A 17,952-nucleotide genomic window follows, 5' to 3' on the forward strand; every position below is an offset into this window, starting at 1 on the left:
GGCCCGCCATCGTGTGAGGCGTCAGCCGGTGCCGGGGGGCACGGACCGTGCGAAGCCCCCCGCACGGGACGACCCGACGAGGGGGGAACGGTGCAGAACGGCTTCGCGCGTCAGGCCGGCAGGACTTTCCACACCTCCGGCACGAGCTGGGCGCTGGAGGTCTTCGCCGCCTGGCTGTCGGCCGAGGGTGAACCCAGGGCGCTCGCCGTGACCGGCCCGCCCGGCATCGGCAAAACCACGCTGCTGGCCGCGATCGGCGCCTTCCTGTCGTCCGCGGACGGCGTCGTCGTGGTGCCGGGCGCGGTCACGGACGCGAGGTCGGCGCGCCACGTCGCCGACCGGGTCCGGACGGTGGCCGGCCGGTCCGCCGCGGGGACGCGGGTCGTGCTGCTGCTGGACGGCACGGACCGGCTGGACGAGGCCGGGGTGCGGGAGATCGCCGCCCTGCGCGCCGAGCGGCCGGACGTCCGGGCGGTGATGACCGCCGGGTACGAGGGGCAGCTGGCCGACACGGTCGCGCTCCACGTACCGCCGCTCGCCACGACGGCCGAGAAAGCGGCGCGGGCAGCGGGGGGAGTGGGGGCCGCGGGGGGAGCGGACGCGGTGCGCGGGAGCGAGGTGGCGCGGTTCTTCCTGCACAGCCTGCGGCGCCTGGCTCCCCTCACCGCACTGGGCGAGGCCGGCGCCGGCCTCCTCGGGCGGGTGTGCGCGAGCTCCCTCGGCATCCCCGCCGACGTCGAGGCGCTGGCCGAACTCGTCGCCGTCCACGGGCCGGCGGCCGTGGACGCCGCGATGAAGGACGACGCCTCGTGGTACGAAGCGGTCGGCCTCCTGAGCGCGGGCGATGCCGACCGCCCCGCGCTGTCCGCCGACGAGATGGCGGTCCTCGCGGCCGTCGTGGCCGCCCCCGGGGGGGCCGCCGTCGGCATGCTCCGGGAAGTGCTGCCGGGCCGTGACATCGGAGCGCTGACCCGCTCCCTGGTCGCCGGCGGCCTGATCCACGGCCACACCGCGCCGGTCGGCGACGCTCCGGCCGGCCGGGCGCCGGGCGGCGGGTCCGGCCGATTCCACGTGCGGGTGACCGGCCTGCCGGCGGCTGACTGGTGCGCCAACCGGCCCGAGGTCCCGTCAGCGGCTATCCGGCGGGCCCGGAACGACTACCTGGCGTCCCGGGTCGCGCGGATGGTGTCCGCCCTGGGCACGCCGGGGCAGCGGGCGGCCCTGGCGGAATTCCGGTACGAGCGGCGGAATCTGCTGCGCGCCGCGGCGGAACTGCTGCGGGAGGGCGGCCACGAGGCGGCGGTCGCACTGATGCTGGACGCCCTGCCGCTGCTGCAAAGGACGTGGGCCGAACTCGACCTCCTGCCGCTGGTGCTGACCGCGATCCGCCACTACGCCCCCGCGACACCGGCCGCCGACGTCGCGCTGCGGACGCTGGCGGTCCGTGTGCTGCTGGCCGCGGGGGAGCAGGAGAGCGCCGGGGTGTGCTTCGAGGCGCTGGAGGCTTCCCTCGCGGCACTCGGGCGGCCGTCCCTCGACCCCGGCTCGGCGCTGCTGGGAGTGCTGGTGGCCGAGCGGCAGGAGACCGCCGACGCGCTCACCGTCCTCGCCCGGTGCGTGCGGGCGGACGCCGAGGCCGGCGACATGACGCGGCTGCCGCAGTCCGCGTCGGCCTGGTTCGCCTGCCTGCTGCGGGCCGGGGAGCCCGAGCGCGTGCGGTCCGAGTCGCGTTCGCTGCTCTACGAGGCCATCCGCGGCGGCGACGACTACACCGCCGGGGTGCTCCTGCTGTGGCGCGCCGCCGCGGACGCCGCCGGCGGTGCGGGGGAGCGGTCCGCGCACGTGCGGTCCCCTGTGGAGCGGGCGCTGGCCAAGTTGCGGCCGCTCGGCCCCGAGGCGGTGGTCTCGGCGGTGTCCCTCACCGCCGGCGCCCCCCACCCGGCCGCCTTCCGGCAGGAACGGTCCTGGACGGCCATGGTCCTCGGCGCTCTCGCCGGGACCGACCGGTCCTGGACGGCCGCTCCCGCCGGATGCCCGCCCGTACTTCCCCGACTCGCGCAGCGGCTGGCGGCGCACATGGAGCCGGACGCCTTCGACCGCTGGTGGAAGGCGGGTGAGGGCTGGGACCTCGTCGACCTGCTGTGCCACGTGCTGTGCGAACCCGGGCCCGAGGCCGGCGCACCCGTGGCGGGGACCGCCCCGGGTGCCGGGCGCGGCGGCACGCCCGCGGCCCACAGGCCCGGGCAACTGCCGGGGCTGACGCCTCGTGAGGCCGAGGTGGCGGGCCTGGTCGCCGCCGCGCTGTCCAACAAGCAGATCGCCCACCGGCTGAACATCTCCGAGTGGACGGTGATCAACCACCTGCGCCAGGTGATGCGCAAACTCGACTGCGCCTCCCGGGTCCAGGTCGCCAACCTGGTACGGGCCGCCGCGCACGGGCCCGCGCCGGCCGCGGGCCCGCAGGCGCCACCGGCGGTCGGCTCCTGAGACCGCCGGCCCGGTGGCGGCCGAACCCGGCCGCCACCCGCCCCGTGTCAACGCGGTAGGCCGGCGCCCACGGCTGCTGCGCCGACGGCCGTTGTGCCTACGGCTGCTGCGCCGGCGGCCGGGTCCGGCGCGCCGCCGCCCGTTCCTTCCGGCGTGGCCAAGCGGCCCTGCTCGCGCAGCGCCGCGAACACCTCGGTGAGGTCCTCGGCCGCCGCCCGCAGACCGTACATGTTGCTCACCGAGCTGGGGTTGATGACGACCTCGTCGACGCCGACGGCGTGGTACCTGCCGATCTCCCGCGCGATGTGCTCGGGGCTGCCGTAGAGGTAGACACCCGCCTGGACCAGCTCCCGCGCCCCGGACACCGGGTCGGAGGCGTCCACGTCGAGCCCGGCCTTGCGGAGCATGTCGGTGTAGTGCGGGGCCTGGAGGTGGCTGATGCTGCCGTACTGCGCCAGCAGCATCGGATTGCGGCCGGGGCGGCGCACTCCCGCGTGGACGACGCAGACGATACGGGGCGGCCGCTGCACGCCGCGGGCCCCCTCGGCCACGGCGGGCATGATCACGTCGGTGAGGTAGTTCAGCGGCGTCAGCCAGGTCATCGCCAGGTCGCAGGTCCGGCCGGCGGTCCTGGCCATGCCGGGCCGCAGCACCCCGGCGCCGATCTCCACGGCGGCGGTGCTCATCGGCGGCAGCCTGGTGTGCACCGAGAACATCTCGCCGTCGTGCGACACCGCCTGGTTGTTGGCCAGCCGCCGCGCGATGTCGACGAACTCGCCCACTGCGGCGGCCGGCCTCGCGTAGGGCTCGCCGCGGACGCCGCGCACGAAGGACGGGTAGGCGGCGCCGTATCCGATGGCCACGGGCTCGCGCATCAGCGCGGCCAGCGAACGGGCCTGCAGGGCGGCGTCGTACGGGTGGCGGAGCACCATCAGCCCGACCGCCATGCCCACCGAGATCCGGCAGCCGGTCCCGGCGAGATAGGCGATCGCCGGGTGCGACTCGATGCGCAGCGACTGCCCGAGCCACAGGCGGGCGGCCCCGGTCTCCTGGACCAGCCTGCCGAACGGCACGATCGCGTCCGGGTCGGTCGGCTGCTGCGGGAACATGAACGACACGCGGCCGGGCATCAGCCGGCCTCCCCGGACACGGTGGGGGCCCAGCGCGGGCCGCCGGCGTTGCGGTGCGGTGCCAGCGGGTCGGCGCCGCCCTCGACCAGGCAGTCGGCGACCGCCTGGTGGAGGTCCGCCCCGTCGAAGACGTGCGCGCTCACGCCTGCCGCTACCAGCGCCGTGCGGTGCTGTCCGAAACTCATCCGCTTCCAGCCCGGGCGCACGTCCCTCGGTTCCCAGGCGTAGGACACGCCGTCGGCCACCGGCTCGGCCAGCAGCGGGCGCTCGCGGTTCAGCCCGGGCAGCCCGCGGACGGCGGCGACCGCCGCGGGCGCCGCGTCCCAGGACTCCTTGCCCAGGTACAGCACGATCGCGTCGCGGCGGGGATAGCTGCGGGCCTTGGCGAGGACCTTCGCGCGGTAGGGCACGGCGCGCGCCTCCAAGGCGGTCAGCACCGCGTGCCACAGGGCCGGAGCCGACGGCGCCTCGTCGACGTGGACGTACACCCGCAGGATGTCGCCGTCCGCGCCGGGACCACCGGCCGAGCCGTTGACCAGGAAGAATCCCGGCGACAGCGCCGGCCTGACGGCGGGCAGGTCGAGATGGGTGCCGCTTCCCGTGCCCGGCAGCGGCCGCGGAGCCTCGGCCACGGGTATCCGCAGCCTCATCCGGCCGACGTCGATCAGCACGTGCCGGCCGAACGGACCGTCCAGCGGGCCCGAGCGCACGACGGCCGCCGTCCTGCTGGTGCGGTGCGGGGTCGCCGCGCGCAGCACGTCCTCGAAGGCGGTGTCGCGGCGCACGTCGCGCGGGAGGTCGGCGCGGTTGCCCGGCGTGCCGGCGTGCCAGTGCCGGTAGAGCGCCGCGGCCAGGTCCCGCCGCAGCTGGGACGGGCCGTCGTAGGAGATCGTCTCGTCCCCGACGGTCACGGCGCACTCCGCGCGGTCGATGCGCAGGGCGTCGATGGCGCGGACGAGCCGCTCGGGCAAGTGGAGCGAAGTGGTCGTCATGGCGTCAGTCCCGGTGCAGTCCGATGATGGAGGCGAACCGTTCAGGCTCGGTGAGGGCGTTGCGGCCGATCCCGGCCATACCGCGTTCGGCCGCCGTGAGCATGGCGCCGTGCGCCGCGCCCGCCAGCAGCCGGTCGAAGAAGTGCCAGCCGGCGTAACCGGTGGCCCGGACCGGCAGCCCGGGGTCGGGGTCGGCGACCTCCCGGTACCCCGCCCAGAACTCGCCGATGTACCCGCGGGCCGCCGCCAGCTCCCGCTCGCCCGCGGCGACGATCACCTCGTGCGCCTCGCCCGGCGCCAGACCCTCCGCCACGTCCAGCGTCGCGAAGGCCCGCAGCGCGGCGTGGTGCAGGAACTCCCCGGCGAACCCCCCGACGTCCCGGGCCGGATCGGAGTAGCGGAACTCCTCCCAGTCGATGACGTGCACGGCCGGGCCGTCGATCAGGAACTGGTCGAGCCGCAGGTCGCAGTGGGCCGCGGTGACCGGAGCCGCGGCGGACATGCCGCGCAGCCGCTCCAGCGCCTCGATCAGCACCCGGTCGTGCTGGAGCATCACCCACGCCTCGGCCTCGCCGCCGCTGCAGTCGGCGTACTGCTCCACGGTCAGCGCGTAGAAGGCCGCGGCCGCCTTCTCGCCGCCGGAGTCCGCCACGTCCACCGGGACACGGGGCAGCCGGTGGATCTCGCCGACGACGCGGCCGAGCCGGCGGGCGAGCTCAGGCTCGAACTCGTCGTCGGCCAGCAGCTCCGACCCGGTACGGGTGCCGTCCAGGTGGTCGTACACCACCAAGGACCGCTCGCGGTCCGCGCCGTGGAAGCGCACCGTGCGCAGCTCCCCGGGCGAGCCGCCGCCGATGGCCTCCTGGAAGGCCAGCAGACGGCTCATCCGCGCGTCGACCTGGGCGGCGTCCCCGCGCAGCCTCTTCACGAAGAGGTCGCCCGCTGCGGTCGTCGGCACCCGCCAGTTGTCGTTGCGTCCCACGTAGCCCTGTACGTCCTCGACGACCGGTACGGCGCCGCTGAGCGCGGCGACCGCTCGCGCGAACTCGTCCGGGCGGTCCAATGGCGCCGCCAGGACGACACGGCTCCTGGGCCGTGTCGCCGGGGCGGCCTGCTTCGTCGCATCCATGGGCGGAACGCTAGGAAGGCGCGGCGGGCCCGGGACACCGCAGGTTCCAGCGGGCCGCCGCCGGTGTGGCGGCGGTACGGCAGGATCCTGCCGGCAGGGCCCGGACCGGCGGCGGCAGTACGGCCAGGCCCTGCCGGCGGCCGCGGGTCCCTGCCGGGTCCTGCCGGAACGGTGCCGTGGCAGGCGGGCATGTCCTGGTCAGGCAGGTTCCCGTCATGGCGGGCGGCGCGCGCCCGCTGGTTCAGTGACCCCTGTCCGGGCCCCGGCGGCGTGCCGGGCGCCCATGCCGACATCACGAGAGGACCACCGCCATGAACGAACTGTTCGCCGGCTACGCCAACTACGCCTCCACCGAGGCGATCCTCCAGGAGCGGGCGACCACCGCGGCGCAGCCCGCCGAGGAGTCGTCGATCACCGTGACCATCTCCTGGACCTTCTCCTGGACCGTCACCTGGACCGCCTGACCGGCCGGGAGCGGCCCGCGTGAACGACCTGTTCGCCGGCTACGCCCACTACGCCTCGACCCACGCGATCCTCCAGGAGCGCGCGACCGGGGCCGGGGCTACCGCCGAGGAGCAGATCTCCTGGAGCATCACCTACACCGTCAGCTGGACCTGGTCCAACTGACACCGGCAGGAGGCCGACCGCCATGAACGAACTGTTCGCGGGCTACACCAACTACGCCTCCACGGAGGCGATCGTGCGGGAGCGGTTGCGGGGTGCCACGACGGCGGTGGAGGGCGAGTCGCCCATCACCGTCACCATCGACACCACCTTCACCGTCACCTGGACCGTCACTGTCAGCTTCTGACCCACCGGAGGCGGATTGCGACGAACCCACCGGCCGCGGGGTATACCGGCCACGCCTCCGCGGAGGCGATCGTGCGGGAGCGGGCACACGGTGCCACGACCGCCGTGGCGGGCGCCGCGCCCGGGGTGAGCACCATCGGCGTCAGCACCTGCGTGACCCGCGCCTGATCCAGTGGGGCGGATCACCGGCACCCGGCCGCGTCGCGGCCCGGCCTTCGCCGTGACGCACGCGTCGTGCGGGCGCGGGACGCCCGTGCCCGCACGACGCACCCGGCGGCGGTGACCGCGGCGCGGGCCGCGGCGGGTGGCCATCGGCACGGCCGCGGCGATCGTCACCGCGCCGGCGCGCCCGACACCGCGTTCACGCAGAACAGCGCGCCCCGCGCCGCCCCGGCGTCGGGCGCCGGCCAGCCCGTGACGGCGTACGTGACCTGCTCGCCGGCCAGCAGGGTGACCCGGCCCCGGTCGGTACGGGCGGCGGGATCGAGCCGGTCCGCCTGCAGCAGCAGGTCCCGCACGAGAGTGCGCGCCGTCACCGTGATCCGCGCGGTGTCACCGGCGACGCCGACCTCGACGTCGTAGTCGGCGGCGCGATGGGCGAAGTCCTTGTCGGCCGCCGCGAAGTGCACCGCCCGCGACCCCTCGCAGTCCGCGATCCAGAACTCCTTGCCCGGATCGGCGTCCCGGAGCAGGCCGGCGGGCACGGCGATCCGCGCCACCGCGCGGGCCGCCGCCACCACGCGCACCCGGGCCCGCGCCGCGACCGTGCCGTCGGCGCGCACCCGCAGCAGTTCCACGGACGCCGACCAGGCTGCCGCGCACTGGTTGACGACCGCGAGTTCCAGGCCGTCCGCGCCCGGCTGGAAGCTCAGCAGGCGGTCGGCGTACAGCCGCTGGAGTTCGAAGTACAACGGTTTGGGGCGCCCGTCGCCGTCGATCGCGGCCCATGAGGTGACCGGCCAGCAGTCGTTGAGCTGCCAGACCACGCTGCCCGCGCACAGCGGCCAGTTCGCCCGCCAGTGCTCGATGCCGGTGGCGACGGCGCGGGCCTGGTTCAGCTGGGTCAGGTAGTGCCAGGTGTCGAAGTCCCGCGGCACGCCGAAGTGGGGGGCCAGACCGCGGGCCAGCTTGCCGTTGCCGTCCGCCGCCTTCTGGTGGTGCAGCATGCCGGGGGAGTCGGGGGTCAGCGGCCGGTCACCGACCGAGCGGACGATCGTGGCCATCGCGGGCGGCGCCTGCCAGCCGAACTCGGCCACGAAGCGCGGCACGACCTCGCGGTAGCCCTCGTAGGGGCGCCTGTTCCACTCCTCCCACAGGTGGGTGGTGCCGTGGCGGGGGTCGTTGGGGTGGATGTCCTCGCTGCCCGACCAGGGGCTGCCGGCCCAGTACGGGCGGGTGGGGTCGAGTTCGGCGACGACGCGGGGGAGCAGGTCCAGGTAGTAGCCGCGGCCCCAGGTGGCCCCGGCCAGCGGCTCCTTCCAGCCCCAGTCCTCGTGGCCCCACAGGTTCTCGTTGTTGCCGTTCCACAGCACGAGCGAGGGGTGCGGCATGAGGCGCACGACGTTCTCGCGGGCCTCGGCCTCGATCTCGGCCGGCAGCGGCCCCTCCTCGGGGTAGGCGGCGCAGGCGAACAGGAAGTCCTGCCACACCATCAGGCCCAGTTCGTCGCAGGCGCGGTAGAAGGCGTGGTCCTCGTAGATCCCGCCGCCCCAGACGCGGACCAGGTCCACGTTGGCGGCCCTGGCCTGTTCCAGGCGGGCACGGTAGCGGGCGGGCGTGACGCGGGAGGGCAGGGCGTCGTCGGGGATCCAGTTCACACCGCGGGCGAAGACCGGCACGCCGTTGACCTTGAGGGTGAAGGCGCTGCCGTTCGCGTCGGCGCGGGTGTCGAGTTCGACCGTGCGGAAGCCCAGCCGGCGCTGCCACCGGTCGAGGACCTCACCGGTGCCGGCGTCGCGCAGGGTCACGGTCGCCTCGTACAGGTTCGGGGCGCCGAGGGTGTGGGGCCACCACAGGTCGGGCGACGGCACCAGCACACGGACCGCGGCGGTGTCCTGTCCGGCGGCCACGACCGTCTCGGCCCGGACACCCGCGACCTCCAGGACCACGCGAAGGTCGCGGCCGGCGCCGGAGGGCGCGCGCTCGACGGCGACGTCCACCATGACGGCCCCGTCCCCGCCCCGTCCCGCCGCCCCGTCCCCGTGCCGGTCCGCGTCGAGGACGGTGACGTGCGGGGCCACGGACGCGAGCCGGGCGGTGCTCCACCGCTCGATCCGCACCGGCCGCCAGATGCCGGCGGTGACGAGGGTCGGCCCCCAGTCCCAGCCGAAGCTCGACGCCATCTTCCGTACGTAGTTGAACGGTTCGGGGTAGGCGTTGGGCCGCGGGCCGAGTTCCTCGCGCAGCGCCTCGGCCACGGTGCGGGCGGAGGTGAAGGCCACGCGCAGTTCCGTGTCGTCGGTGGTGACGAGGCCGGTGACGTCGAAGCGGTAGCCGCGGTGCATGTTCGCGGTGGAGCCGACCGGGCGGCCGCCGACCGAGATCTCGGCGAAGGTGTCCAGCCCGTCGAAGACGAGGTCGGTCCGCTCGTGGGCGTCGTCGGCGGGGGAGAGGAGGGTCGTGTACGCCCAGTCGGTGTGCCCCACCCACGACACACGCTTCTCGTTGGCGTCGAGGTAGGGGTCGGGAATGGCGTGCGCGGCGAGCAGGTCGCTGTGGACGCACCCCGGAACCCGCGCGGCGAAGACGGTCCCCGCCACTTCCGCCGGCACCTGCTCCGGGCGGCCCGGTGAGGCAAGCGCGCGCAGCGTCCACGGATGCGGCAGGGCGGAGGCGACCAGCATGAGGACTCCAAGACGAACTGATGGCACGGACGCGAGCCGCGGCCCCGCCCGCCGCCCTTGCCGGCCGACCGCCGGCCGAGCCGCGCACCCGGCGTGCGGGCCCGCGGGAGTCACCGTTCGGGCCCGCGGGGCGGCGCCCGACGGATTGGCCCGGGCCAATCTACGACGTCCCGGGCCCCGTTGTCCATTAACCGGTCTAGTCGTACTGCCGCTGCCGCCGCTCGCGCCGCCCTCCCGGCGGGGCCGATGCGCCGCCGCGAGCCCGGTGGTCATCCCGCACGACGAGGATATCCGCTGCTCCCGGCCCTCGGGTGGCACGGTTGGCCGCCGCCGGCAGGTGAAGCGGTACATGTGACGGCGTCCCCGGACGGGAGGGGGTTCACGGTCCGGGATTCCGGTGGGGGTGGTTGCTCGACTCAATCGGTTAAGTGACGAATGAGGCCGCCGGACGCGGTACGGCCGGGATCCGGTGGGGATCCCGGCCGCTGGTTCGGTCCGCTGGTTCGGTCCGCTGGTCCGGTCCGGTGGTCCGGCCGCTGGTGCGGCTGGGGTCGGCCGGGGTCAGCCGGTGGTGCAGGCGGTGCCGTTGAGGGTGAACTGGGCCGGCTGGGTGTAGGTGCTGCCGGTGTAGGTGCCCTGGAAGCCGAAGGACTGGCTGCCGCCGGCGGGTATCTGGGCGTTGTAGTCGACGTTGGTGGCGGTCACCGAGCCGGAGGCGGGGCTGATGGTGGCGCTCCAGGCGCTGGTGACGGCCTGTCCCGAGGGCAGGGTGAAGCCGACCTTCCAGCCGTTGACGTCGGTCGAACCGGTGTTGGCGACGGTCACGTTGGCGGTGAACCCGCCGGGCCAGGTGCTCGGGGTGTACGTGACCTTGCAGCCGGACCCGCCGGTGCCGCCGGTCGTCGTACCGCCGGTGGTCGTGCCGCCGGTCGTGGTGGTCCCGCCGGTGGTCGTGCCGCCGGTGGTCGTGGTCCCGCCCGTCGTCGTGCCACCCGTGGTCGTGCCACCCGTGGTCGTGGTCCCGCCGGTGGTGGACCCGCCGGTCACCTGCGTGCCGCCGAAGGTCACGACGAGGCTGCCGTCGGAGGCGAAGTGCCAGCCCAGCGCGCCGTTGTAGGTCGAGCACCGGGAACCGTTGCTGCCGGTCCAGAACTGGTTGGAGCTGTCGGCGTCCCCGACGACCTTGTCGTTGGTACCGCTCACGCCGAACCGGCAGGAGGTGTTCGTGCGGAACACCGAGTTGCCGCTCTCCCAGTGGAAGTTCCGCTCGCCGTTGTTGACGCTGACGTTGTTGCTGACGGACATGTTCCCCGGGTTGCTGTTGTACGTGAACCCGTCGTGGCCGTTGCCGTAGGCGATGTCGTTGCGCACGATGTGGTTGACGGCGATCTTGTCGCCGCCGAGCTTGAAGCCGTTCCTGTCGCCGTTCGCCGCCTGGGTGCCGTCGCTGAGGGTCCCCTGGGAGTAGGAGAGCGAGTTCTCGATGGTGACGGGCCCGATGGGACCGGTGTCGGTCTTGGTGTAGAGGTCCCAGCCGTCGTCGATGTTGTTGTGCGAGACGTCGTAGCGGAACACGTTGCCGGTGCCGACGGTGAGTTTGGCGGCGAAGCCGTCGGCGTTCTCACCGGCGGAGTCGCGGTTGTCGTGCGACTCGGAGCTGACGATCAGGTTGTTGGCCGGCCACTGGCTCTGCGGTGTGTCGGACGCGGCCCGGGAGATCTGCAGGCCGGTGTCGCGGTTGTAGGCGGTCACCACGCGCTCGACGATGTTGTTGCTGCCGCCGACGAAGATGCCGTTGTCGCCCGCGTGCTCGACCGTGATGCCGTACAGGTGCCAGTAGTTGCCGTTGAGCTGCAGGCCGCGGTTGGAACTGCTCTCGCTCTGGGCGGAGAAGTCCAGTACCGGTGTCTCGCCGGGGTAGGCCGATATCTCCTTCAGGGCGCCGGAGGACCCGTTGTTGCCGGTGGCGACGGTGACCGTGGACGAGAGGTTGTACGTCCCGCCGCGCATGTAGATCGTGCCACCCGCGGTGATCTTGGTGATCGCGGCGGCGAGTGTCGTCGGGGAGGACTCCGTGCCCGGCGCGCTCGCGCTTCCGCCGGGTGCCACGTACAGCGCGTTGCCGTTCAGCGCCGGGGTCGCGGCCTGCGAGACGGAGCCGGTCATCGCGACCAGAGTGCCCGCCGACGCGAGCGCGGCCACCGCGAGCGCGGCGAAGGCCTTCCTTCTCGTGGCTCTGCCGGCTTTTTCCGGCCGCGACGGGGCGGCCTGAGTTTGCGTGATCATGCTGGACCTCTCTCCGGAGGTGTTGTGGGGGGTGACTGCCGTGGGGGGCAGTGTCAGGCGTGACCGTGATTGTGCTCGAACGTTCACGCCCGTGTTATACGCCGGATCGGCAATTCTGATTGCCCATCAGATACGCGATACATCATATCTTAGGAAGGGATTGCCGGAGGCGTCAACGCTTTCGTCACGAGGAGCACCGAGGAGTACCGAGGAGACGGGCGGGAGCCGTACGGACCGGTCCCGGCTCACCGGGAGCGGGGTGTCGTACGCCGCCGGACGTCGGTCATGAGTTTGTCCAGCAGCGCGGTGAGGGCGGCCCGTTCACCCTCCGACAGGGAGCTGACGAGGGCGGCCTCCCGGCCCAGTACGCGGTCCACCGACCGCTCGATCAGCGCGTGGCCCTCGGGCGTGAGCTCCACCAGAACGGTTCTGCGGCCCGTGGCTCCCGGTGCGCGCCGGACGAGGCCGTCGCGTTCGGCCCGGGCGACGCGCTGCGACACCGCCCCGGCGGTCACCAGGGCGCGCCGCGCGATCTCGCGGGTGCTGAGGGTGTACGGCGGGCCTGAACGGCGGATGACGGACAGCAGGTCGAGCGTCGCGGCATCGATTCCCGCCGCCCGCAGCACCCGGCTCCGGTCGTCGGCGAGGAGCTTGGCCAGCCGCCACAGGGGGGTGACGATCTCAATCGACTCGGTCGGTGTGCCCGGCCGTTCACGCCGCCAGGCGGCCGCGATCCCGGCGGGGGAGTGGGCGGGGTCGAGCTCCTCGTCCGCGTCGGCCTCATCCATGGCGGTGCGGTCCCCTGTCCTGCTCGCTGCTATGTTCAGACCTAAACGTAGCAGCGAGCAGGAGGAACCGTGACCCGCACCGTCCTCGTCACCGGAGGCTCCAGCGGCATCGGCCGCGCCATCGCCGGCAGGTTCGCCGCCGACGGCGCGGAGGTCGTCGTCACCGGCCGCCGCGCCGACGCCGTCGACCGCGCCGCGCGGGAACTGGGGGTGCGCGGCGTCGTCTGCGATGCCGCGGACCCCGGACAGGTCGCCGAACTGGCCGGGCAGGTCGGCTCGTTGGACGTCCTGGTCAACGCGGCCGGCGGTCTGCCGGAGGCGGGAGCCGGCGACGGGCCGGATCTCGAAGCGCTGCTCGCGCACTGGCACTCCAGCCTCGCGCAGAACCTGCTCACCGCGGTGCTGACCACCGCCGCCCTCCAGGACGGGCTGGCCGACGGCGGCGGTCGCGTCATCAGCGTCGGCTCCATCGGGGCCGAGCGCCGCGGCGGCTCCTACGGCGCGGCCAAGGCCGCCCTTGCCGCGTGGAACGCCTCGCTGTCGGCCCGGCTCGGCCCCGAGGGCGTCACCTGCAACGTCATCTCCGCGGGCTACATCGCCGGCACCGGCTTCTTCCGCGGCGGGATGTCGGAGGAACGCCACCGCGCGCTCGTTGAGGAGACCCACGACAAGCGTGCGGGCACGGTCGACGACATCGCCCAGGCCGCCTTCTTCCTCGCGTCCGAAGGCGCCCGCCACATCACCGGCCAGACCGTCCACGTCAACGGCGGCGCCTTCACCACCCGTTGACGTCCCGTCACATGGCCGGCGGACGGGTGGATCGGCCGCGCCGGCTCAGCCCAGCGCCCGCACGCGGGCGGCGCTCTCGGCGAGGTTCTGGCGGCAGAACGCGAGGTGCTCCTGGCCGTAGCCACGGGGGCCGCACTCGACGACGAGTATGAGCGCGAGATAGAGCTGGTAGAGGGCGAGCCGGTGGTCGAAGGCGGGGCCGGAGCCGAGAGTGCCGCCGGCCCGCGTGTAGCCGGCGGCGAAGTCGCTGTCCGGGCCGGTGTCGCCGCCGAAGGCGAGGGAGACCAGTTCGGCTGCCGGATCGCCCCAGAAGGCGCGTTCGTGGTCGATGAGGCCGGTGATACGGGCGGGCCCGCCGTCGTCGGCCGCGGTGACGAAGACGTTGCCCGGCCACAGGTCGAAGTGGACCAGCCGGGGTTCGGTGACCTGGTCGAGGGCGTAGCCGCCTTCGGCGACCCATGTGCGGACGGCGTCGGGAGCCAGGCCGAGAGGGGATTGCCGGCGTTCGGCGTCCTCCAGGAGCGCGTCCACCATGGCGGCGAAGGCCGTCCGCCAGCCGGCGGCGGACAGCCCGGCCTCCGGGGCCGGGTAACCGAACACGCCGTCGTGCGGGGTGATCGTGTGCAGGCGTGCGGTGACCGCTCCGAGTTCGCGGCGCAGCGCCTTCTGGGTCGCGGGCGGCAGGTGGTCCGCCGCCTTGTCCCACGGCGTGCCGTCCAGCAGGGAGACGACGAGGAACTCCCGGTCCGCGTGGATCAGGGCGGGCGACGGCACGCCGCCGCCCGGGAGGTCGGCCACGCGCCGGTAGACCATGGCCTCGGTGGCCATGATGCCCCGTTCGTAGCGCAGGACGTCGACCCCGGCCGGCGGGGCGATCTTGACGACGGCGGGCCGCCCGTCGTCCAGCAGGACGCGGTAGGCGGTGTTGAACCACCCGTCCGCCAGCTCGGCCTCCACCCGGCACCCGGCGCCGGTCCTGGCGCGCAGCAGGGCGTCGAGTTCGGCGGGGGACAGGCTGCGCTTGGTCTGGCTCTGCACGCTCGCACACTTTCGGACACGGGGGGCTCGGACGTGCTCCCAGGGGCTTGGAAGCGCTCCCATGGTCCCGTCCCGGCCGGGGCCCGTCCAGGCCCGGTGTGGTTCCGCGCCTGCCGCCGGGACCACGGGTCGCCGAGCGCCTGGCGCCGGAGGTTTTCCTTGCGGTAACCGAATAGTTCTGTATCCGATGTATTCTGGGGGTGTACGCGCGCGGCGGCGCGGACCGTCGCCGTCGCGCCGAGGCGGGCCGAGGAGAAACGGCCGAAGGAGGGATGGGAGTCCGTGAGCGTGCGCGCCACTGGTGGCAGGACAGGTGGAGCGGTGGCGGGATGGCCGGCGCTGCTGGTGCGGGAACGCCCGCGCCCCGATGCCGTGCGCAACCGCCCCGACGCCTGGTGGCTCGCGGTCGCCACGGTGTGCTTCGGCGCGTTCATGGGGCAGCTCGACGCCAGCATCGTCACCCTTACGTACGGCAGCCTGCGCGCGAGGTTCCACGCCCCGCTGGCCGGTGTGGAGTGGGTGTCGCTGGCGTACCTGATCACGCTGGTGGCGCTGCTGGTGCCCGTCGGGCGGCTGGCGGACGCGCGGGGGCGCAAGCTCTTCTACCTCTACGGATTCGTCGTGTTCACCGCCGCGTCCGCGGCGTGCGGCCTGGCGCCGTCCCTGGGCGCCCTGATCGCCTTCCGGGTGGTGCAGGCGGCCGGGGCGGCGATGCTGCAGGCGAACAGCGTGGCGCTGGTGGCCACCAGTGCGCCGCGCGAGAGGATGCGCACCGCGCTGGGGGTGCAGGCCGCGGCCCAGGCGCTGGGGCTGGCACTGGGGCCCACGGTGGGCGCCGCGCTCGTGGCGACGGCGGGCTGGCGCTGGGTGTTCGGCATCAACGTGCCGATAGGGGTGGTCGCGCTGGTGGGCGGGCATTTCCTGCTGCCGCGCACCCGCAGCCGCAATCCCGTCCCCGCGTTCGACTGGCAGGGCCTGGGGTGGCTGTCGGTGGCGACGACGTCCCTGCTGCTGGGCGTGTCGGCCGCCTCCGGGCTCCGGCTCCCGCCGCCGGCGGTGGCGGCGCTGTTCGCCGTGGCGGTCGCCTCGGCGGTGGCGTTCGTACTGCGGCAGCGCCGGGCGCCGGTTCCGCTGCTGGACCTGGGGCTGCTGCGCCTTCCCTCGGTCGCCCCCGGACTGCTGGGCGCGCTGAGCGGCTACCTGGTGCTGTTCGGCCCGCTGGTGCTGGTGCCGGTCGTGCTGGAGCGCGCGGGTGGCTCGGAGCTGCTGACCGGCCTGGTGGTCAGCGCACTGCCGGCCGGATTCGCCGCGGCCGCCACCGGGGCGGAACGCATACTCCCGCGTTCGGTCGCCGACCGCGGCAGATGCCTGCTGGGCGCGCTGGCCGCCGCCGGCGCCCTGGCGGGCATGCTGCTCGCGCCCGTGACGCCGGGATGGACCGCGGCGCTGCTCGGCCTGCTCGGCCTGGGCCTCGGCGTCTTCACCCCCGCGAACAACACACTCATCATGCGTGCCTTCCCGGTGGCCGCGTCCGGAACCGGCGGCGGCCTGGTGAACATGACCCGCGGTCTGGGCACCGCGCTGGGGGTCGCGCTGGTGACCCTGGCCCTGCATCTCGCGCCGGCCACCGCCGCCGGCCCCTCGGCCCACCACGCGGTGACGGTGCTGCTGGCCGCCGCCGCGGTGATGGTCCTCGCGGCCTGGCTCAGTCCCCGCGGTACCAGCCGTCCGCGCCGTCCCCCTCGGGCGGCCCCGGGCGGTGGCCGGACGGCCGCGTAGCCCGCGCGGCCACCGTGGCGTACCGGCCGGCGGCCGCGTCGTCCCGTCCGGTGGGCGTGCCTCCCGGCCCGGCGCCCGAGACCGGCGCTCCGGGAGTGCTCGTACGCGGACGCGTACGCGGTCGCGCGCTCGTACCGGAGCCCGCGCTCGTACCGGAGCCCGCGACCGGTCCGCCCGCTGCCCGCGGGACGGGCCGGTCGACGCCGCCGCGGTCGTAGGCGGGCCGGCCGGTGAGCAGGCGCTGGACGAGGAACCCGGCGGCCAGGGTCAAGGCGCCGCCCGCGGCGTCCGCGAGGAAGTGGTTGGCGGTGGCGACGATCACCGTGAGCGTGGCGAGCGGGTAGCAGGCGCCCAGCACCCGCACCCAGGTACGGCGGGCCAGGGCGGCCAGCGTCAGGCCGCTCCACGTGGCCCACACGATGTGGACCGACGGCATGGCCGCGTACTGGTTCGACACGGACGAGACATGGCTCGAACCCGAGCCCCACGAACCCCAGGTGTCGTGCACCACCACGGTGTCGACGAAGCCCTGACCGGTCAGGAACCGCGGTGGCGCCAGCGCGAAGAACTCGAAGCCGACGAGCGCCAGGAGCGTCGCCGCGTACAGGGCGGTGCGGGCACCGCGGTACGAGGCGGGGCGGCACGCGTACAGCCAGACCAGCACGCCGAGCGTCACGACGAAGTGCAGCGTGGCGTAGTAGTAGTTCATGCCGACGATGAGCCAGGTCACGTGGTTCACCGCGTGGTTGACCGCCAGTTCGGGGTCGAGGTGCAGCGTCCGCTCGGCGTGCCATATCGCGTCCGCCCGGTGCATGGCCGCCGTCCGGTGGTCGGGCGCGAACCTGCGGATGCGGCTGTAGGCCAGGTACAGGGCGACGGAGAAGGCGAGTTCGACCCGGAACCGGGGCCGGCCGCGTGGGCGCAGCCGGGCGGGCAGCAGACCACCGGCGCGAGGACGCGTCGAGGGGACGGAGGTGCCGGCGGCGGTCACGCCGCGGGAGACGGATGTCGTCATCGCGTCCTTCCTGGCCGGCGTCCGACGCCCGTCCGGCCCACGTCCGGGGGGCAGGGCGCGGCTGACGCGCCGGGCCGTTCTTCGCGCTTTTTCCTCCGCCTTCTCGCACGAGGCGACCCGAAACGTCGTGCTTCCCGCCAACTCCCGCGGGCGTGCGGCCGGTCGGCCGCCGCCGCGTCCCGGTCCGCGTCCGACCGCGCGTCCCGGTCGGGGCCCGTCCCGCCGCGCGCCACGGTGGCCGGCCGGCGGGAGGGACCCGCGAGAACGCGCGGCGGCGCGGTGCCTCGTGCGCCGGCCCGTCGACGAGGGCGGACGGCCGCCCGCAGCCGTTACCCTCGTGCCATGCCCCCGCAGCCGCGCCCCAGGGCCGCCGTACCCGTGGCCGGGACCGACGCCCCGGCCGCCCGAGCCCTGACCGACGCCGTGACACGGCTGCGCCGCGCCCTGCGCGCCTCCATCCGCAGCGACTACCCGTGGGAGCAACTGCCCATGGCGCAGGTGGAACTCCTCCAGGTCCTCGGTGAGCACTCCCCGGCCCGCATCGGCGATCTCGCCGCCCGCCAGCGCCTGGCCGCGAGCACCGTCAGCGGCCTCATCGGGCAGATGATCACCTCGGGCCTCGTGGCCCGCGAGGTCGACCCGGCCGACCGGCGCGCCTCCGTGGTCACGCTCACCGAGGCCGGCCGCGAGCAGCTCGCGGCCTGGACCCAGGCCCACGAGCGCCGCATGGAGGCGGCCCTGTCCTCCCTCGGCCCGGCGGACCGCGCCGCCGTCCAGGCCGCGCTGCCCGCCCTCTTCCACCTCGCCGAGCACCTCGACCCCGGCGACGACGGGCCGGCCGACTGACCGACCTGCCGACTGACCGC

15 protein-coding genes are annotated in these 17,952 nt (G+C 74.5%); 7 read left to right on the forward strand and 8 right to left on the reverse strand.

Annotated elements, in window-relative coordinates; translation table 11 throughout:
• The first annotated feature begins 90 nt into the window (after nucleotides 1-90).
• Nucleotides 91-2,487 carry a LuxR C-terminal-related transcriptional regulator gene (locus tag K7G61_RS37115; RefSeq protein ID WP_225850429.1) on the forward strand — a complete coding sequence of 799 codons (2,397 nt, stop codon included), beginning with the start codon at nucleotides 91-93 and terminating at the stop codon, nucleotides 2,485-2,487.
• A 47-nt stretch (nucleotides 2,488-2,534) separates the two neighbouring features.
• Here the strand turns inward: K7G61_RS37115 and K7G61_RS31250 are convergent, their stop codons facing one another.
• The 3 genes from K7G61_RS31250 to lxmK are packed head-to-tail and all read right to left on the reverse strand — an operon-like array spanning nucleotide 2,535 to nucleotide 5,738.
• A complete protein-coding gene (locus tag K7G61_RS31250) occupies nucleotides 2,535-3,617 on the reverse strand; it encodes an LLM class flavin-dependent oxidoreductase (RefSeq protein WP_225850430.1) in 1,083 nt (360 codons plus the stop codon).
• Complete coding sequence (locus K7G61_RS31255) at nucleotides 3,617-4,609, reverse strand: T3SS effector HopA1 family protein (protein WP_225850431.1); 993 nt, start codon at nucleotides 4,607-4,609, stop codon at nucleotides 3,617-3,619. Before K7G61_RS31255 ends, K7G61_RS31250 begins: the two co-directional genes overlap by 1 nt.
• Nucleotides 4,610-4,613: 4 nt before the next feature.
• Complete coding sequence (gene lxmK, locus K7G61_RS31260; RefSeq protein WP_225850432.1) at nucleotides 4,614-5,738, reverse strand: class V lanthionine synthetase subunit LxmK; 1,125 nt, start codon at nucleotides 5,736-5,738, stop codon at nucleotides 4,614-4,616.
• A 311-nt stretch (nucleotides 5,739-6,049) separates the two neighbouring features.
• Here lxmK and K7G61_RS31265 point away from each other — a divergent pair, with 311 nt between their 5' ends.
• Genes K7G61_RS31265 through K7G61_RS31275 form a run of 3 tightly spaced genes read left to right on the forward strand, consistent with a single transcriptional unit; the run spans nucleotide 6,050 to nucleotide 6,549 of the window.
• The gene (locus tag K7G61_RS31265) at nucleotides 6,050-6,202 is read left to right on the forward strand and encodes a hypothetical protein (RefSeq protein ID WP_225850433.1); all 153 of its coding nucleotides are present in this window, start codon (nucleotides 6,050-6,052) and stop codon (nucleotides 6,200-6,202) included.
• 19 nt (nucleotides 6,203-6,221) lie between these two features.
• On the forward strand, nucleotides 6,222-6,365 hold the full coding sequence (locus K7G61_RS31270) for a hypothetical protein (RefSeq protein ID WP_225850434.1): 144 nt from the start codon (nucleotides 6,222-6,224) through the stop codon (nucleotides 6,363-6,365).
• 22 nt (nucleotides 6,366-6,387) lie between these two features.
• On the forward strand, nucleotides 6,388-6,549 hold the full coding sequence (locus tag K7G61_RS31275; protein ID WP_225850435.1) for a hypothetical protein: 162 nt from the start codon (nucleotides 6,388-6,390) through the stop codon (nucleotides 6,547-6,549).
• 331 nt (nucleotides 6,550-6,880) lie between these two features.
• On the opposite strand, the gene K7G61_RS31280 is transcribed toward K7G61_RS31275, so the two are convergent.
• The 3 genes from K7G61_RS31280 to K7G61_RS31295 form a co-directional block, all read right to left on the reverse strand.
• Nucleotides 6,881-9,391, reverse strand: coding sequence for a glycoside hydrolase family 2 protein (locus K7G61_RS31280; RefSeq protein WP_225850436.1), 2,511 nt, complete (start codon nucleotides 9,389-9,391; stop codon nucleotides 6,881-6,883).
• 561 nt (nucleotides 9,392-9,952) lie between these two features.
• On the reverse strand, nucleotides 9,953-11,677 hold the full coding sequence (locus K7G61_RS37120; RefSeq protein WP_308190757.1) for a cellulose-binding domain-containing protein: 1,725 nt from the start codon (nucleotides 11,675-11,677) through the stop codon (nucleotides 9,953-9,955).
• 245 nt (nucleotides 11,678-11,922) lie between these two features.
• Nucleotides 11,923-12,465 (reverse strand): MarR family winged helix-turn-helix transcriptional regulator, encoded by a 543-nt coding sequence (locus K7G61_RS31295; RefSeq protein ID WP_225850437.1) that lies wholly within the window; start codon nucleotides 12,463-12,465, stop codon nucleotides 11,923-11,925.
• A gap of 69 nt (nucleotides 12,466-12,534) precedes the next feature.
• On the opposite strand from K7G61_RS31295, the gene K7G61_RS31300 reads away from it, so the two are divergent.
• Nucleotides 12,535-13,254, forward strand: a complete 720-nt coding sequence (locus tag K7G61_RS31300) for an SDR family NAD(P)-dependent oxidoreductase (RefSeq protein ID WP_225850438.1) — start codon at nucleotides 12,535-12,537, stop codon at nucleotides 13,252-13,254.
• A gap of 45 nt (nucleotides 13,255-13,299) precedes the next feature.
• Here K7G61_RS31300 and K7G61_RS31305 read toward each other — a convergent pair whose 3' ends face one another.
• A complete protein-coding gene (locus K7G61_RS31305) occupies nucleotides 13,300-14,292 on the reverse strand; it encodes a phosphotransferase family protein (RefSeq protein WP_225850439.1) in 993 nt (330 codons plus the stop codon).
• A 321-nt stretch (nucleotides 14,293-14,613) separates the two neighbouring features.
• On the opposite strand from K7G61_RS31305, the gene K7G61_RS31310 reads away from it, so the two are divergent.
• Nucleotides 14,614-16,071, forward strand: coding sequence for an MFS transporter (locus K7G61_RS31310; protein ID WP_308190758.1), 1,458 nt, complete (start codon nucleotides 14,614-14,616; stop codon nucleotides 16,069-16,071).
• Here the strand turns inward: K7G61_RS31310 and K7G61_RS31315 are convergent.
• Nucleotides 15,998-17,086 carry a phosphatase PAP2 family protein gene (locus K7G61_RS31315; protein WP_225850440.1) on the reverse strand — a complete coding sequence of 363 codons (1,089 nt, stop codon included), beginning with the start codon at nucleotides 17,084-17,086 and terminating at the stop codon, nucleotides 15,998-16,000. The genes K7G61_RS31310 and K7G61_RS31315 overlap by 74 nt on opposite strands.
• Nucleotides 17,087-17,428: 342 nt before the next feature.
• On the opposite strand from K7G61_RS31315, the gene K7G61_RS31320 reads away from it, so the two are divergent.
• On the forward strand, nucleotides 17,429-17,932 hold the full coding sequence (locus tag K7G61_RS31320; RefSeq protein WP_225850441.1) for a MarR family winged helix-turn-helix transcriptional regulator: 504 nt from the start codon (nucleotides 17,429-17,431) through the stop codon (nucleotides 17,930-17,932).
• The last annotated feature ends 20 nt before the right edge of the window (nucleotides 17,933-17,952 follow it).

Origin of the sequence: Streptomyces sp. HPF1205 (assembly GCF_020400825.1) — a bacterium.
Classification (GTDB): domain Bacteria; phylum Actinomycetota; class Actinomycetes; order Streptomycetales; family Streptomycetaceae; genus Actinacidiphila.

Excerpts from the sequence above, each read along its gene's own strand:
- K7G61_RS31315 (WP_225850440.1), bottom strand. The coding sequence starts at position 17,086 with ATGACGACATCCGTCTCCCGCGGCGTGACCGCCGCCGGCACCTCCGTC.
- K7G61_RS31255 (WP_225850431.1), bottom strand. The coding sequence starts at position 4,609 with ATGACGACCACTTCGCTCCACTTGCCCGAGCGGCTCGTCCGCGCCATC.
- K7G61_RS31320 (WP_225850441.1), top strand. The coding sequence starts at position 17,429 with ATGCCCCCGCAGCCGCGCCCCAGGGCCGCCGTACCCGTGGCCGGGACC.
- K7G61_RS31280 (WP_225850436.1), bottom strand. The coding sequence starts at position 9,391 with ATGCTGGTCGCCTCCGCCCTGCCGCATCCGTGGACGCTGCGCGCGCTT.
- K7G61_RS37120 (WP_308190757.1), bottom strand. The coding sequence starts at position 11,677 with ATGATCACGCAAACTCAGGCCGCCCCGTCGCGGCCGGAAAAAGCCGGC.
- lxmK (WP_225850432.1), bottom strand. The coding sequence starts at position 5,738 with ATGGATGCGACGAAGCAGGCCGCCCCGGCGACACGGCCCAGGAGCCGT.
- K7G61_RS31295 (WP_225850437.1), bottom strand. The coding sequence starts at position 12,465 with ATGGATGAGGCCGACGCGGACGAGGAGCTCGACCCCGCCCACTCCCCC.
- K7G61_RS31265 (WP_225850433.1), top strand. The coding sequence starts at position 6,050 with ATGAACGAACTGTTCGCCGGCTACGCCAACTACGCCTCCACCGAGGCG.
- K7G61_RS31250 (WP_225850430.1), bottom strand. The coding sequence starts at position 3,617 with ATGCCCGGCCGCGTGTCGTTCATGTTCCCGCAGCAGCCGACCGACCCG.
- K7G61_RS31275 (WP_225850435.1), top strand. The coding sequence starts at position 6,388 with ATGAACGAACTGTTCGCGGGCTACACCAACTACGCCTCCACGGAGGCG.